The 13,073-nt window shown below is 71.0% G+C and carries 12 protein-coding genes and 1 pseudogene; 7 read left to right on the forward strand and 6 right to left on the reverse strand.

Annotation, left to right across the window (positions count from 1 at the left end; all coding sequences use genetic code 11):
- Positions 1–142: 142 nt before the first annotated feature.
- The 4 genes and pseudogenes from K8940_RS19390 to K8940_RS19405 all read right to left on the reverse strand — a co-directional run bounded on the left by K8940_RS19390 (position 143) and on the right by K8940_RS19405 (position 3,619).
- Positions 143–595, reverse strand: coding sequence for a chemotaxis protein CheW (locus tag K8940_RS19390; protein ID WP_223391693.1), 453 nt, complete (start codon positions 593–595; stop codon positions 143–145).
- 161 nt (positions 596–756) lie between these two features.
- Positions 757–876, reverse strand: a complete 120-nt coding sequence (cydX, locus tag K8940_RS19395; RefSeq protein ID WP_223391694.1) for a cytochrome bd-I oxidase subunit CydX — start codon at positions 874–876, stop codon at positions 757–759.
- A 14-nt stretch (positions 877–890) separates the two neighbouring features.
- A complete protein-coding gene (gene cydB / locus K8940_RS19400; protein ID WP_223391695.1) occupies positions 891–2,042 on the reverse strand; it encodes a cytochrome d ubiquinol oxidase subunit II in 1,152 nt (383 codons plus the stop codon).
- A gap of 12 nt (positions 2,043–2,054) precedes the next feature.
- Positions 2,055–3,619 (reverse strand): annotated as a pseudogene (locus K8940_RS19405) (cytochrome ubiquinol oxidase subunit I).
- Positions 3,620–3,744: 125 nt separating this feature from the next.
- On the opposite strand from K8940_RS19405, the gene cydD reads away from it, so the two are divergent.
- The 4 genes from cydD to fixJ are packed head-to-tail and all read left to right on the forward strand — an operon-like array spanning position 3,745 to position 9,152.
- Positions 3,745–5,391, forward strand: a complete 1,647-nt coding sequence (gene cydD / locus K8940_RS19410) for a thiol reductant ABC exporter subunit CydD (RefSeq protein ID WP_223395909.1) — start codon at positions 3,745–3,747, stop codon at positions 5,389–5,391.
- Positions 5,392–5,396: 5 nt separating this feature from the next.
- On the forward strand, positions 5,397–7,022 hold the full coding sequence (locus K8940_RS19415) for an ATP-binding cassette domain-containing protein (protein WP_223395910.1): 1,626 nt from the start codon (positions 5,397–5,399) through the stop codon (positions 7,020–7,022).
- A 32-nt stretch (positions 7,023–7,054) separates the two neighbouring features.
- Positions 7,055–8,551: a PAS domain S-box protein gene (locus K8940_RS19420; protein WP_223391696.1), complete on the forward strand. Its 1,497-nt coding sequence runs from the start codon at positions 7,055–7,057 to the stop codon at positions 8,549–8,551.
- Positions 8,544–9,152 (forward strand): response regulator FixJ, encoded by a 609-nt coding sequence (fixJ, locus tag K8940_RS19425; protein ID WP_223391697.1) that lies wholly within the window; start codon positions 8,544–8,546, stop codon positions 9,150–9,152. The genes K8940_RS19420 and fixJ overlap by 8 nt, the downstream gene beginning before the upstream one ends.
- 9 nt (positions 9,153–9,161) lie before the next feature.
- On the opposite strand, the gene K8940_RS19430 is transcribed toward fixJ, so the two are convergent.
- Positions 9,162–9,461: a nucleoside transporter gene (locus tag K8940_RS19430; RefSeq protein WP_223391698.1), complete on the reverse strand. Its 300-nt coding sequence runs from the start codon at positions 9,459–9,461 to the stop codon at positions 9,162–9,164.
- Positions 9,462–9,617: 156 nt separating this feature from the next.
- Here K8940_RS19430 and K8940_RS19435 point away from each other — a divergent pair, with 156 nt between their 5' ends.
- Complete coding sequence (locus tag K8940_RS19435) at positions 9,618–10,259, forward strand: helix-turn-helix domain-containing protein (protein WP_223391699.1); 642 nt, start codon at positions 9,618–9,620, stop codon at positions 10,257–10,259.
- On the opposite strand, the gene K8940_RS19440 is transcribed toward K8940_RS19435, so the two are convergent.
- Positions 10,256–11,569 (reverse strand): MFS transporter, encoded by a 1,314-nt coding sequence (locus tag K8940_RS19440; protein WP_223391700.1) that lies wholly within the window; start codon positions 11,567–11,569, stop codon positions 10,256–10,258. The two genes, K8940_RS19435 and K8940_RS19440, sit on opposite strands and share 4 nt — an antisense overlap.
- Positions 11,570–11,706: 137 nt before the next feature.
- Between K8940_RS19440 and motA the strand changes: the two genes are divergently transcribed.
- Both motA and K8940_RS19450 read left to right on the forward strand, forming a co-directional pair.
- Positions 11,707–12,573 carry a flagellar motor stator protein MotA gene (motA, locus tag K8940_RS19445; RefSeq protein ID WP_223391701.1) on the forward strand — a complete coding sequence of 289 codons (867 nt, stop codon included), beginning with the start codon at positions 11,707–11,709 and terminating at the stop codon, positions 12,571–12,573.
- Between the two features lie 132 nt (positions 12,574–12,705).
- The gene (locus K8940_RS19450) at positions 12,706–13,038 is read left to right on the forward strand and encodes a hypothetical protein (protein ID WP_223391702.1); all 333 of its coding nucleotides are present in this window, start codon (positions 12,706–12,708) and stop codon (positions 13,036–13,038) included.
- Positions 13,039–13,073 lie beyond the last annotated feature (35 nt).

The raw sequence follows: 13,073 nt of genomic DNA on the forward strand, positions 1-13,073 counted from the left end.
CCTCCCCCTCCGGGGGAGGGGGACCGCCGAACGGCGGTGGAGGGGGCTTTGGGCTGAAGCGTCGTATCGCTTCGCGACCCCCTCCGTCTCGGCGCGTATCCGCGCCACCTCCCCCTCATGGGGAGGAGAAACCGGGACCGTGTTAGGCCGCTTCGCTGATCTGGGCCGGGAACACGTCGTCCATGCGCAGATAGGTGATCAGGCGGTTTTCCATCGAGATGATGGCCTGGATGTAGCGCAGCTCTTCCACGCCGACGTCCGGGGCCGGCTGCAGGCTGTCGCGCGGCACGGTGAAGGTTTCCGACACGGCGTCGACCAGGATGCCGGCCAGGCGGTCCTGGCACTCGACGACCACGATGACGTGGCGGGTCTCGGGGATGGTGACGCCCAGGCCCAGGCGGTTGCGCAGGTCGATGACCGGCATGATCGCGCCGCGCAGGTTGATGACGCCGCGCATATAGGCCGGCGCGTGCGGGATCGGGGTCGCCGGGGTCCAGCCGCGGATTTCCCGCACCGTCTTCACGTCGATGCAGAACTCCTGCTCGCCGATGCAGAACGAGATCAGCTCCAGCGCGGGCGCGGTGTTGTCGGTCATGGTGGTCCCCGGGTCGAATAGGTCGCCCGGAGCCGCGTTCGGCGCGCTCCTCGGGCTGGCTGCCAGAAGAGCGCCCGGCCCCTTTAACAAGCGTTAAGCCAAACCGAGGAAAGGCGCGGCGCAACGTCGCGCCCCCTCATTTTGAGTCTGTCGGGGCGCCCCTAAGGCTCCGACAGGCCCTCGTCGCCCTCGTCCGACAGGTTGAACTCGTACCAGACGCCGTTCAGCACGCCGAAGGCGACGGCCAGGCCCAGGCCCAGGATCCAGGTGAAGTACCACATGGTTCTCTAGCTCCTCAGTACAGGTCGGGGTTGGTGACGAGGGCGCCGGTGGTGCTGCGGCCCCACAGGACTTTGTAGACCCAGGCGGTGTAGAGCAGGATCAGCGGCAGGAAGATCGCCGTGACGATCAGCATGACGAACAGGGTCAGGTGGGTCGACGAGGCGTTCCACACCGTCAGGCTGGAGCGCGGGTCGAAGCTGCTGGGCAGGATGAACGGAAACATCGACAGGCCCACGGTGCCGACGATGCCGACGGCCGAGGCCGACGAGCCGCCGAACGCCGCCCAGGCCTTGTTGTAGCGCATGCCGATCAGGGCCAGGCCCGCGCCGGCGAAGCCCAGCACCGGGGCGATGATCATCCAGCCGTGGCGGCCGTAATTGTCCAGCCACGCGCCGGGGGCCCTGACCGCGGCGGCGCCGCGCAGCGGGTTCGACGGCCCGGCCGCGTCGGCCAGCCCCTCGATCCGGAAGCCCATGCCGCCGAACGCGACCCAGAAGCCGCCGGCCGCGAACAGCACGATGCTGGCCAGGCCGGCGATCTCGCCGATGCGGCGGGCCCGCTCGGTGACCGGGCCTTCCTCGGCCTTGACCGTCAGCCAGGCCGCGCCGTGCAGCACCAGCATGGCCACCGACAGCAGGCCGCACAGCAGGGCGAACGGCGAGAAGAGGCCGATGAAGCTGCCCTCGTAGAAGGCCCGCAGGTCGCTATCCAGGCGGAAGGGCGCGCCCTGCAGCACGTTGCCCAGGGCCACGCCGAAGCACAGCACCGGCACGAAGCCGCCGACGAACAGGCCCCAGTCCCAGAACGACCGCCAGCGCGGGTCCGGCCGCTTGGAGCGGTACTTGAAGCTGACGGGTCGCAGGATCATCGCCGCCAGCACCACGAAGAGGGCCAGATAGAAGCCCGAGAAACTGATGGCGTAGACGAACGGCCAGGCCGCGAAGATCGCGCCGCCGCCCAGGATGAACCACACCTGGTTGCCTTCCCAGGTGGCCCCGACGGTGTTGATGACCATGCGTCGCTCGGCGTCGTCCTTGGCGACGAAGGGCAGCAAGGCCCCCACGCCCATGTCGAAGCCGTCGGTCAGGGCGAAGCCGATCAGGAGGATCCCGACCAGGGCCCACCAGATGACGCGAAGGGTGGCGTAGTCGATAGGGAGTTCCATCTCTGTCTCTCCTTATGCGGTCTGAGGCTCGGGCTCGGCCGGTTCCCCATCCGGGACGGGGTCGTGCTGAGCGAACGGGCCCTTCTTGATGGCGCGCAGGATCAGGCCGACCTCGACCACGGCCAGCGCGCCGTACAGCAGGGTGAAGACCGCGATGCTGGTCAGCAGCTGCGGCACGGAGAGGCTGGAGGCCGACAGGAAGGTCGGCAGCACGCCGTCCACCGCCCACGGCTGGCGGCCCATCTCGGCCAGCACCCAGCCCAGCTCCGTCGAGATCCACGGCAGCGGCAGGGCCGCCACGGCGATGACCAGGAACCACTTGGTGTCGTGCCGGCGCAGGGTGACCAGCACGAACGCGGTGGCGAACATCAGGATCATCAGGACGCCGATCCCGGCCATGATCCGGAAGCTCCAGAACATCAGCGGCACATTGGGCACCGCATCCCAGGCGGCCTTCTTGATCAGGTCCGGGCTGGCCTGGCGCGGATCGGGCACATAGCGCTTGAGCAGCAGGGCGTAGCCCAGGTCGCGGCGGTGTTCCTCGAAGGTCTGGCGGGCGGCCATGTCGCCGGGATTGGCCTTCAGCGCCTCGACCGCGCCATAGGCGACCACACCCGACTCGATGCGGTCCTCGGCCTTGGCCACCAGCTGGAAGATGCCCTCCACCGGCTTGTCGAAGCTGCGGGTGGCGATCAGGCCCAGGACGTAGGGGATCTTGACCTCGTAGTGGGTCTCGCGCGCCTTGAGGTCCGGGATGCCGAAGGCCGTCAGGCCGGCCGGCGCGGGCTCGGTGTTCCACATCGCCTCGAGGGCGGCCAACTTCATTTCTGGTTGTCGGTCAGGGCGTAGCCGCTCTCGTCGCCCAGCACGACGACCGACAGCGACGAGGCGAGACCGAAGGCGGCGGCGACGGTCATCGACCGCTTGGCCACGCCGATGTGCTTGCCCTTCAGCAGGTACCAGGCCGAGATCCCCAGCACGAACACCGAGGCGATCACGTAGCCGGCGCTGACCGTGTGGACGAACTTGGCCTGGGCCACGGGGTTGAACAGCACGTCGCGGAAGCTGGTCACCTCCATGCGCATGGTGTCGGGGTTGAAGGCCGCGCCCATCGGGTTCTGCATCCAGCCGTTGGCGACCAGGATCCACAGGGCCGACAGGTTGGTGCCCAGGGCCGTCAGGAAGGTCACCGCCAGATGGCCGACGCGCGAGAGCTTGTCCCAGCCGAAGAACATCAGCCCGACGAAGGTCGCCTCCAGGAAGAAGGCCATCAGCCCCTCGATCGCCAGCGGGGCGCCGAAGATGTCGCCGACATAGTGCGAATAGTAGGACCAGTTCATGCCGAACTGGAATTCCATGGTGATGCCGGTGGCCACGCCCAGGGCGAAGTTGATCCCGAACAGCACGCCCCAGAACCGGGTGACCGTTCGCCAGATCGGCCGCTTAGTCATCACATAGATGCTCTCCATGATGACCAGCATGAAGCTGAGCCCCAGGGTGAGCGGCACGAACAGAAAGTGGTATAGGGCTGTGAGCGCGAATTGCAGACGCGACAGGTCGATGACGGCGGGGTCCATGGACAGCTCCGAGACGAACGGCCGATACGACCGGACCGATCGAGGACTTCGCCCTAGACCCGCCCGATCGCCTCATCCTTGATGAGGATCAAGGATAGAGGATGAAGCCAGCCTACACTCAACCCATGGGCGCTCGTATAGTACCGTTAGATCGTTTCTCGACGGCCAAGGCTTGGCTGGGCGGAATTGGCCGCGACAATGGCCCGTTCCTGCGTCCGGCGCAAACCCTGACGCTTTTGGACGGCCTGGCCGCGATCGGCTTCGCCGCCGGCCTGGCGTTCAGCGTCGACGCCATCGCCACCCGTCGCGGCGTCGCGGCCTTGAGCGCCTGGCTGGTCGTGGTGGTCGCCGCGATGGTCGCGCGCGGCCTGCTGGCTCGCGCGGCGGGAACGGCCGGCGCCCGCGCCGCCGCCTCGGCCAAGGCCGGGGTGCGCGCCGACATCGCCCGCGCCATCTTTGCCGGTCCGCGCCGTCCCGCCGGCGAGGCGACCACGGCCCTGGTCGAGGGCGTCGAGGCGCTGGACGGCCACTTCGCCCACTTCCTGCCCGCCCGCCTGTCGGCCGCCGTCCTGCCGTTGGCGCTGATCGCCGTCGCCGCGATCGCCAGCCCGATCAGCGCCGCCATCCTGCTGGCCGCTCTCATCCCTTTCGTCGGGGCCATGATCCTGGCGGGCTCGGCGGCCGCCGCCGAATCCCGCGCCCAGTTCACGGCCCTGGAGCGGCTGTCGGCCCTGTTCCTGGACCGCGTTCGCGCCCTGCCCGTGGTGCTGGCCTTCCAGGCCGAGGGGACCACGACCAACGCGCTGCGGCGCTCGGCCTCCGATCTGGCCGAGCGGACCATCAAGGTGCTGCGCGTGGCCTTCCTGTCGTCGGCGGCCCTGGAGTTCTTCGCCGCCCTGTCGGTGGCCCTGGTCGCGGTCTATTGCGGCTTCAACCTGCTGCGCCTGCTGCCCTTCCCGGTTCCCGAGCAGCTCGACCTCAAGCGCGCCTTCTTCGTCCTGGCCCTGGCCCCGGAGGTCTACGCCCCGATGCGCCGGCTGGCCGCCGCCTATCACGACCGCCAGGCCGCCGAGGCCGCCGCCGGCCGCCTGTCGAGCTTCGAGGCCCCAGCCCCGCGCCCCGTCCCCGCGCCGCTGGCCCCCATTTCCTTGGCCAAGGCCCCTGAGATCCGCTTCGAGGGCGTCAGCGTCCGCTATCCAGACGCCGACGCGCCGGCGCTGGACGGCTTTTCCCTGACCGCCCCGGCCGGAACCATCACCGCCTTGGTCGGGGCCAGCGGCGCGGGCAAGAGCTCGCTGCTGAACCTTCTGCTGGACCTGGCCCCGCTGACCGGCGGGCGGATCCTGGTCGACGGCGCCGCGCGCCCCGACCTCTCCGCCGACATCGCCTGGGCCGGCCAGTCGCCGCTGATCCTGCCGGCCTCGATCGCCGACAACATCGCCCTCGCGCGCCGCGACGCCCCCCGCGCCGAGATCGAGGCGGCCGCCCGCGCCGTCGGCTTGATCCTCGACCGGCCCGGCGGCCTCGACTTCGTGCTGGACGAGCGCGGCTCGGGCCTATCGGGCGGCGAGCGCCGGCGCCTGTCCCTGGCCCGCGCCCTGCTCAAGCCCGCTCCGATCCTGCTGCTGGATGAGCCGACCGCCAACCTGGACGCAAAGGCCGAGGCCGAGCTGCTGGCCGCCATCCGCGTCGCCGCCCGGGGCCGCACCACCCTGATCGCCACCCACTCCGAGGCCCTGGCCGCTCTCGCCGACCAGGTGGCGCGCCTGTGAGCAAGATCGTGAACAGCCCCCTCGAAGACCTGATCCGCGCCCAGAAGCGCGAGCGCGCCGGGGCCCTGCGCCTGGCCGTGCTGAGCGCCGTGGTGCTGGGCGGGGCCTCGACCCTGCTGCTGGGCCTGTCGGGCTGGTTCATCGTCGCCAGCGCCGTCGCCGGCGCGGCGGGGCTGGCCACAGCCCAGGCGTTCAACGTGCTGCTGCCCGGCGCCATGATCCGCCTGCTGGCCATCCTGCGCACCGCCGCCCGCTACGGCGAGCGGCTGTCGGGTCACGCCGCCGCCCTGCGGGCCCTGGCCGCCATCCGGCCGGCGGTGTTCGCCAGCCTGGCCGCCGCGCCGCCCCGCGAGGCTCTGTCGCTGTCGCGCGGCGAGGCCTCGGCCCGGCTGGTGCAGGACGTCGACGCCGTCGAGACCCGCTTCGTCCGCCTGTCCGCGCCGTGGAGCGCCGTCGCCGGCCTGCTCGCCGGCTGGGCCCTGGCCGCCCTGGCCGGCTGGCCGCCCGCCCTCGTCATCCTGGCGGCCGCCGGCGCCGCCGTGTTCAGCGCCCGCGCCCTGGCTCGCCGTTTCTCGGCCCCGGCCCGCGCGACCGTGCAGGCCAGGGTCGGCGCGCTGAAGGAGACCACCGCCGCCCTGGTCGCCGCCTCGGCCGAACTGCGCGCCTACGGCCTGGAGGCCTGGGCTGGCCAGACCCTGAACGCCAAGGCCGCCGACCTGGACGCCGCGCGACTGGACGCGGCGCGGGCCAACGGCCTGATCGTCGCCAGCCAGGCCGCCATCCTGGGCGCGGCGGTGGCCGCCGCCGTCGCCTTCGCCGCCCCGGCCGGCGCGCCCCTGGCCGCCCTCGCCGGCCTGGCCGCGGCCATGAGCGTCGAGGCCCTGGCGGGCCTGGCCCAGGCCTTCGACCAGTCCGGCGCGGCCGCAGAGGCCCGCCGGCGGCTGGACGCCATCCTGCGCCACGCGCCCCGGCCCGCCGTTCCGGCTCCGGCCACGCCGCCCAGCCTGTCGCTGCTGGGCCAGACCTTGACCCCCGGCAAACGCCTGGCCGTGGTCGGCGCCTCGGGCTGTGGCAAGACCACCGCCATCGAGACCCTGCTGGGCCTGGGTCGTCACGGCGGCGAGGACGCGTCCGCGCGCGCCGCCATCGCCTGGCTGCCGCAAGACGCCGGCCTGATCGCCGGCACGGTGCGCGAGAACCTGCGCCTGGCCGCGCCCAAGGCGACCGACGCCATGCTGTGGGCCGTGCTGGAGGACGCCGCCCTGGCCGACCGGATCCGCGCCGCGCCCGAGGGCCTTGGCGCCTGGCTCGGCGACGACGGCGAGCGGCTGTCGGGCGGCGAACGCCGGCGCCTGGCCCTGGCCCGCGCCTATCTGCGCGAGGCCGCCTGGCTGGTGCTGGACGAGCCCACCGAAGGCCTGGACGCCGCCACCGAGGCCAAGGTGGTCGAACGGCTGGACGCGCGCCTGACCCGCACCGGCCAGGGCCTCGTTTTGGTCAGCCACCGCCCCGCGCCGACGGCGATCTGCGGGCGTCGGGTGGAGATGGGCGCGGGCGACACGAAGCGCGGCGTCCCGGCCGACCTACGCAAAACCCCCGCCTTGACCGGCCTCGAACGGCCGGCGCTATAAGACCCGACCTTCCACGGAGCGCCTTTTCGTCCATGAAGCCGGCCCGGGGCCTGTCCTCGACCCTGTTCAGCGATCCCCACCCGACCGCCTATCTGGCGGCCTTCGCGGCCGTGATGGCGACGGGCGTGGCGCGCCTGTACCTGCCCGAGGCCTTCACCGCGCCCTCATCGTTCCTGCTGTTCGTGCCGGCGGTGCTGGTCAGCGCCGCCCTGGGCGGCCTCGGGCCCGGCGTCTTCGCCACGACCTTCGCCTGGGGCAGCGTCTGGTGGGTGACGCGCGACATCCCGTTCAACCTGGTCAGCGGCATCTGCGCGGCGATCTTCCTGTCGGTCGGCTTCGGCATGGCCGTGGGCGGGGGCTGGTTCCACGCCGCGCGCCGGCGGGCGGCGGCGGTCAACGACCACCTGCGCTCGATCCTCGACACCGTGCCCGACGGGGTGGTGGTCATCGACCGCGACGGCCTGATGACCTCGTTCAACCCCGCCGCCGAGCGGATGTTCGGCTGGCGCGCCGAAGAGGTGCTGGGCCGCAATGTCAGCCTGCTGATGCCCGCCCCGCACGCGGCCGACCACGACGCCTATATCCAGCGCTACCACGCCAGCGGCGACAAGCGGATCATCGGCGTCGGCCGCGTCGTGGTCGGCGCGCGCAAGGACGGCGCGACCTTCCCGATGGAACTGGCGGTCGGCGAGACCCGGGGGCCGACGCCCTCGTACACCGGCTTCATCCGCGACCTGACCGAGACCCAGAAGACCGAGACCCGCCTGCAGGAGCTGCAGAACGAGCTGGTCCACGTGTCGCGCCTGACGGCCATGGGCGAGATGGCCTCGACCCTGGCCCACGAACTGAACCAGCCGCTGTCGGCCATCGCCAACCTCTTGACCGGCTCGCGTCGGCTGATCGACCGGGGCCGCGAGGCCGACCAGACCAAGGTGCGCGACGCCATCGACCGCGCCGCCACCCAGGCCCTGCGGGCCGGCGAGGTCATCCACCGCATGCGCGACTTCGTCCGCAGGGGGGCCAGCGAGCGCGGGCCCGAGAGCCTGTCCAAGCTGATCGAGGAGGCCTCGGCCCTGGCCCTGATCGGCGAGAAGGACCGCCAGGTCGACGTGCGCCTGGCCCTGGATTCCGCCGCCGACGCGGTGTTCGCCGACCGGGTCCAGGTGCAGCAGGTGCTGCTGAACCTGATCCGCAACGGCATCGACGCCATGCATGACGGCGAGACCCGCCGCCGGGCCCTGGTCATCACCACCGAGGTGACCGACGAGGGCTGGTCGCGGGTCAGCGTCGCCGACTCCGGCCCCGGCATCGCCGACGCGGTGCGCGAGCGCCTGTTCCAGCCGTTCATGACCACCAAGCCGCAGGGCATGGGGGTGGGCCTGTCGATCTCGCGCTCGATCATCGAGGCGCATGGCGGCCGCATCTGGGCCGAGGCCAATCCCGGCGGCGGAGCCCTGTTCCGCTTCACCCTGCCGCCCGCCGAACAGCACGCCCACACCGGCGCCCCCAAGGAGACCATCCATGACTGACGCGCCTGTCGCGCACGTGGTCGACGACGACGAGAGCGCCCGCGAGTCGCTGGCCTTCCTGCTGGAGTCGGCCGACTTCGAGGTCGTGGCCTATCCTAGCGCCCCGGCCTTCCTGGAGGCCCTGCCCGGCGCCAAGCCGGGGGTGATCATCACCGACGTGCGCATGCCCGAAATGAGCGGCCAGGAGCTGGTCGCTCGCCTGGCGGCGCTGAAGGTGCGCATGCCGATCGTCATGATCACCGGCCACGGCGACATCCCGATGGCGGTCGAGGCGATGCGCTCGGGGGTCGTGGACTTCATCGAGAAGCCGTTCTCGGACGCCCGCATGCTGGACGCCCTGGAGCGGGCCCTGAAGGCGGCCGAGAGCGCGCCGGTCACCGACGACCAAGCCGCCATCCTGCACCGCCTGGAGACCCTGTCCGAGCGCGAGCGCCAGGTGCTGGACGGCGTCGTCGCCGGCCACGCCAACAAGGTCATCGCCCGCGAGCTGGGCATCAGCCCGCGCACCGTCGAGATCTACCGCGCCAAGCTGATGACCAAGATGCAGGCCGACAACCTGGCGGCCCTGGTGCGGATGACGCTGTCGGCGCGCGGGGGCTGACGGATCCGTTCAGGTGAGGATCTGGGCGAGCCGCTCGCTCAGGGCGTCGCCCAGCAGCGGCTTCTCCACCAGCGACACGCCGCGCACGCCCCGGCGGAGGAAGCGCTGGATGTCGCCGGTCAGGACTATGGTCGGGGCCCCGCCCAGGTCGGGCCAGACCGCCTCGTCGTCGTCGATGATCACCGCCGCCGCGGGCCGGCCGTCCGGACGCTCGGCGACGGCGTAGCCCTCGATCTCCAGCGAGAAGCGCAGGGCCTCGCGCAGGGGCTGGTCGCCGACGAGGAGCAGGATCAGGGGCCGATCGCACATGATCCACAGGATGCGCGCTCGGCGGGCTTTTGCCTTGATCCGGCTCAATCCGGGGGTTGTCCGTAGGGCCGCCTAAGGAGGTTTCCTTAGGAGGGTTTCCCGAATATCCGGCGCGGCGGAAAAGGCGCAAGACCCTAGCAACAAAGGGGTCTTTCCATGCTGTCTCCGATCCGCATCGACACCGTTTCCGCGCTCGACGCCGTGCTGGCCATTCCCGGCGCCTGCCCGCGCTTCTGCCGCGACGAGGAGATCTTCGGCGAGGGCGAAAGCGCCGACTATGTCTACCAGGTGGTGTCGGGCGCGGTGCGCACCCACCGCATCCTGCGCGACGGCCGCCGGCAGATCGACGAGTTCCACTTCGCCGGCGACTATTTCGGCCTGGAGCTGGGCGAGAGCCATCGCGTCACCGCCGAGGCCATGTGCGACGCCAGCATCCGCCTGATCCGCCGGGGCGCGCTCAGCGACTTGGCCGCCCGGCGCGGCGACGCGGCCCGCGCCATCCTGCGCCTGACCGCCGAGGGCCTGCAGCGCAGCCAGGACCACGTGCTGATGCTGGGCCGCCGCTCGGCCATCGAGCGCGTCGCGGGCCTGCTGCTGGACATCGCCCATCGCACCAACGCCTTCGCCGAGCTGGACGTGCCGATGAGCCGCCAGGACATGGCCGACTATCTGGGCCTGACCATCGAGACCGTCTCGCGCACCCTGACCAGCCTGCAGGACGAGGGCCTGATCGCCCTGCCGACCGTCCGCCACGTGGTGCTGAAGGACCGCCGGGCGCTGGAACGGATGACGGCCTAGACTCCCCCCTCGTCCGAGCGCTCCAGCCCCGCGATCGTCGCCTCCTCGCGGGCGCCGCCCTGGCTGACGGCGCGCAGCACGGCCTGGCGCAGGGCGTAGGCCAGCATGGCCGCCAGGATCAGGGCGTTCAGCACGAACGGCCCCCAGCCGATCTTCTCGTAGAGCAGCACGAACAGCGGGGCGACCACGACGTTCAGGCCGTTGATCGCGGCGATGGCCCCGGCCGCGCCCGCCTGGTCCTTGGCGTCCACCGACAGCGAAGCCCCCGCCGTGAAGCCCGGCCGGGCGAAGCCGTAGCCCAGGCTGGCGATGGCGTAGCCGATGGCCACGGCCGCGTAGTCCGGCGCGAAGGCGACGACGATATTGCCCACCGCCGCGCAGCCGACGCCCCAGCGCATCAGGTCGCGCGGGCCCATCCGGAACATGCGGATCAGGCCCCACTGGGCCAGCAGGCCCGCCACGGCGCCGGCCGCCATGGCCAGGGTGATGAAGCCCTGGGCCTTGACCGGCGGCAGGCCCAGCTTGTCGATGATCAGGAAGCCCAGGGTCTGGGTCTGGGCCGTCTGGCACGAGGCCACGAGAAAACCGAAGATCAGGAACGGCTTGAGGCGCGGGTCCTTCCACAGCGCCGCGCCCTCGCCGCGCCAGGGCAGGCCGAACCGCCGGCGGGGCGGGGTGTCGCCGCGTCCGGGAGAAAAGGTCTCGGGCAGGCCGCGCTTGACCACCACCAGCATCACCGCCGCCAGGGCCGCGAAGGCGAACATCGGCCCGGCCAAACCCACGATGGGGAGCACGAACAGCGGGGCCAGCAGCGGCCCCACGACCGTGCCCAGGCCGAAGGCCCCGGCCAGGGTGGCCATGGTCTGGGTGCGCTCCTCGCGGCTGGTGCGCTCGGCCATGTAGGCCTGGGTCGCCGGATTGGCCGCCGAGCCGAAGCCGCCGAACAGCGCCCGGGCCATCAGGAACAGCCCGAAGATCACCATCGGCGGCGCCAGGTGACGCAGGCCCGCCGAGACCACGAGGCCGCACAGGATCATCGACACGCAGAAGCCGGAAAGCCCCAGCATGATCAAAGGCTTGCGACCTCTCAGGTCCGACTGCCGAGCCCAGAACGGAGAGGTCACCGCCCACAGCACGGCCGAGAGGGAGAAGATGCCCGCCACCAGGGCGTCGGGGATGCCGATCTGGCGGCCGATGGCCGGTAGCACCGACAACATGCCGGTGTTCCCCAGGGCGGTCGCCACCGACACGCCGAAGAGGATGGCGAACGGGCCTCGGTGATCCCGGGCTTCCTTGATCTCCCCACTCATCAAACAATCGTTAGAGCTTGAAATCGCCACGCGCAATGTGTCGCGGGTCACAGCGCCGATCGCGATTTCGCGGGAACCTTGGATTAATGATTAAAACGCATGATGCGCCGTCATTCTCGGGGTCGGCTTAAACCAAAATGTTCCAGATCATCGGCATCGTGATGCTCTTCGCCATGGTGTTCGGCAGCTACCTGATGGGTGGCGGCAAGCTGGACGTCATCATCGAAGCCGCCCCGCACGAGCTGATGGCCATCCTCGGCGCGGCCGTCGCCGCCTTCCTGATCTCCAACTCGATGGTGGTCATCAAGGCCACGGCCGGCGGCTTCGGCAAGATCTTCAAGGGCCCCAAGTGGAAGCCCTCCGACTATCGCGACCTGCTGTCCCTGCTGTTCCTGCTGACCAAGACGATGAAGTCCAAGGGCGTCATCGCCCTGGAAAGCCACATCGAAAAGCCGCACGAGAGCACGATCTTCGCCCGCTATCCGAAGGTCACCCACGACCACTTCGCCGTCGACTTCATCTGCGACACCCTGCGGATGATGACCATGAACCTGGAAGATCCCCACCAGGTCGAGGACGCGATGGAGAAGCAGCTCGAGAAGCACCACCACGAGGCGCTGGAGCCGGCCCACGCCCTGCAGAGCATGGCCGACGCCCTGCCCGCCCTGGGCATCGTCGCCGCCGTGCTGGGCGTCATCAAGACCATGGGCTCGATCACCGAGCCGCCGGCCGTCCTGGGCGGCATGATCGGCGGCGCCCTGGTCGGCACCTTCCTGGGCGTGTTCATCGCCTATGGCATCGTCGGCCCGATGGCCACGCGCCTGCAGGCCGTCGTCAACGAGGACGGCGCCTTCTACAAGATCATCCAGTCGGTCCTGGTCGCCCACCTGCACGGCAACGCCGCCCAGATCTCGGTCGAGATCGGCCGCGGCAACGTCCCCTCGCCCTCGCAGCCCAGCTTCGCCGAGCTGGAAGAGGCGCTGTCGCAGATCCCGCCCGAATAGGTCCGGGTCCCGAGGGATGGCGCCGGCGCGCGAGGTTAGCGCCTCGTAACTTGCGCGCGCTGTCGAACCGGTATTCCTTTCGCGCAACGCCGTCGCCCACAAGGCGATCGCATCCGTCGCTAGGGAAATCCGATGAACACCACCATGCTCCGCAAACTCCTGATCGCCGGCGTGGCCGTCTCGGCCCTGTCGCTGGCCGCCTGCGGCGGCAAGCATGAAGAGGCCTCGGGCGACGACGCGGCCGCCAAGGCCGCCGCCGCCGACGCCAGCACCGTGACCGACGCCGCCTCGGCCAAGGACCAGGCCGCCGCCGACGCCAACAAGGCCGCCGCCGACGCCGCCGCCGCCCCGGCCGATCCCGCCGACACCGCCGCCGCCCAGACCGCCGCCGACGCGGCCGCCACCGGCGCGACCAGCGCTCCGGCCGACGCGCCGAAGCCGGAAGAGAAGAAGGCGGCGCACTAAGCGCCCGCGACTTCGCCACGAGATCGAAGGGCCGC

The sequence above is a fragment of the Caulobacter segnis genome (genome assembly GCF_019931575.1).
Lineage (GTDB): Bacteria > Pseudomonadota > Alphaproteobacteria > Caulobacterales > Caulobacteraceae > Caulobacter > Caulobacter segnis_C.

What these genes read in the sequence shown, in the direction of transcription:
- fixJ (WP_223391697.1), top strand. Translation starts at nt 8,544, where the DNA reads ATGACTGACGCGCCTGTCGCGCACGTGGTCGACGACGACGAGAGCGCC.
- cydX (WP_223391694.1), bottom strand. Translation starts at nt 876, where the DNA reads ATGTGGTACTTCACCTGGATCCTGGGCCTGGGCCTGGCCGTCGCCTTC.
- K8940_RS19440 (WP_223391700.1), bottom strand. Translation starts at nt 11,569, where the DNA reads ATGAGTGGGGAGATCAAGGAAGCCCGGGATCACCGAGGCCCGTTCGCC.
- K8940_RS19420 (WP_223391696.1), top strand. Translation starts at nt 7,055, where the DNA reads ATGAAGCCGGCCCGGGGCCTGTCCTCGACCCTGTTCAGCGATCCCCAC.
- K8940_RS19430 (WP_223391698.1), bottom strand. Translation starts at nt 9,461, where the DNA reads ATGTGCGATCGGCCCCTGATCCTGCTCCTCGTCGGCGACCAGCCCCTG.
- K8940_RS19435 (WP_223391699.1), top strand. Translation starts at nt 9,618, where the DNA reads ATGCTGTCTCCGATCCGCATCGACACCGTTTCCGCGCTCGACGCCGTG.
- cydB (WP_223391695.1), bottom strand. Translation starts at nt 2,042, where the DNA reads ATGGAACTCCCTATCGACTACGCCACCCTTCGCGTCATCTGGTGGGCC.
- K8940_RS19390 (WP_223391693.1), bottom strand. Translation starts at nt 595, where the DNA reads ATGACCGACAACACCGCGCCCGCGCTGGAGCTGATCTCGTTCTGCATC.
- K8940_RS19450 (WP_223391702.1), top strand. Translation starts at nt 12,706, where the DNA reads ATGAACACCACCATGCTCCGCAAACTCCTGATCGCCGGCGTGGCCGTC.
- cydD (WP_223395909.1), top strand. Translation starts at nt 3,745, where the DNA reads ATGGGCGCTCGTATAGTACCGTTAGATCGTTTCTCGACGGCCAAGGCT.
- motA (WP_223391701.1), top strand. Translation starts at nt 11,707, where the DNA reads ATGTTCCAGATCATCGGCATCGTGATGCTCTTCGCCATGGTGTTCGGC.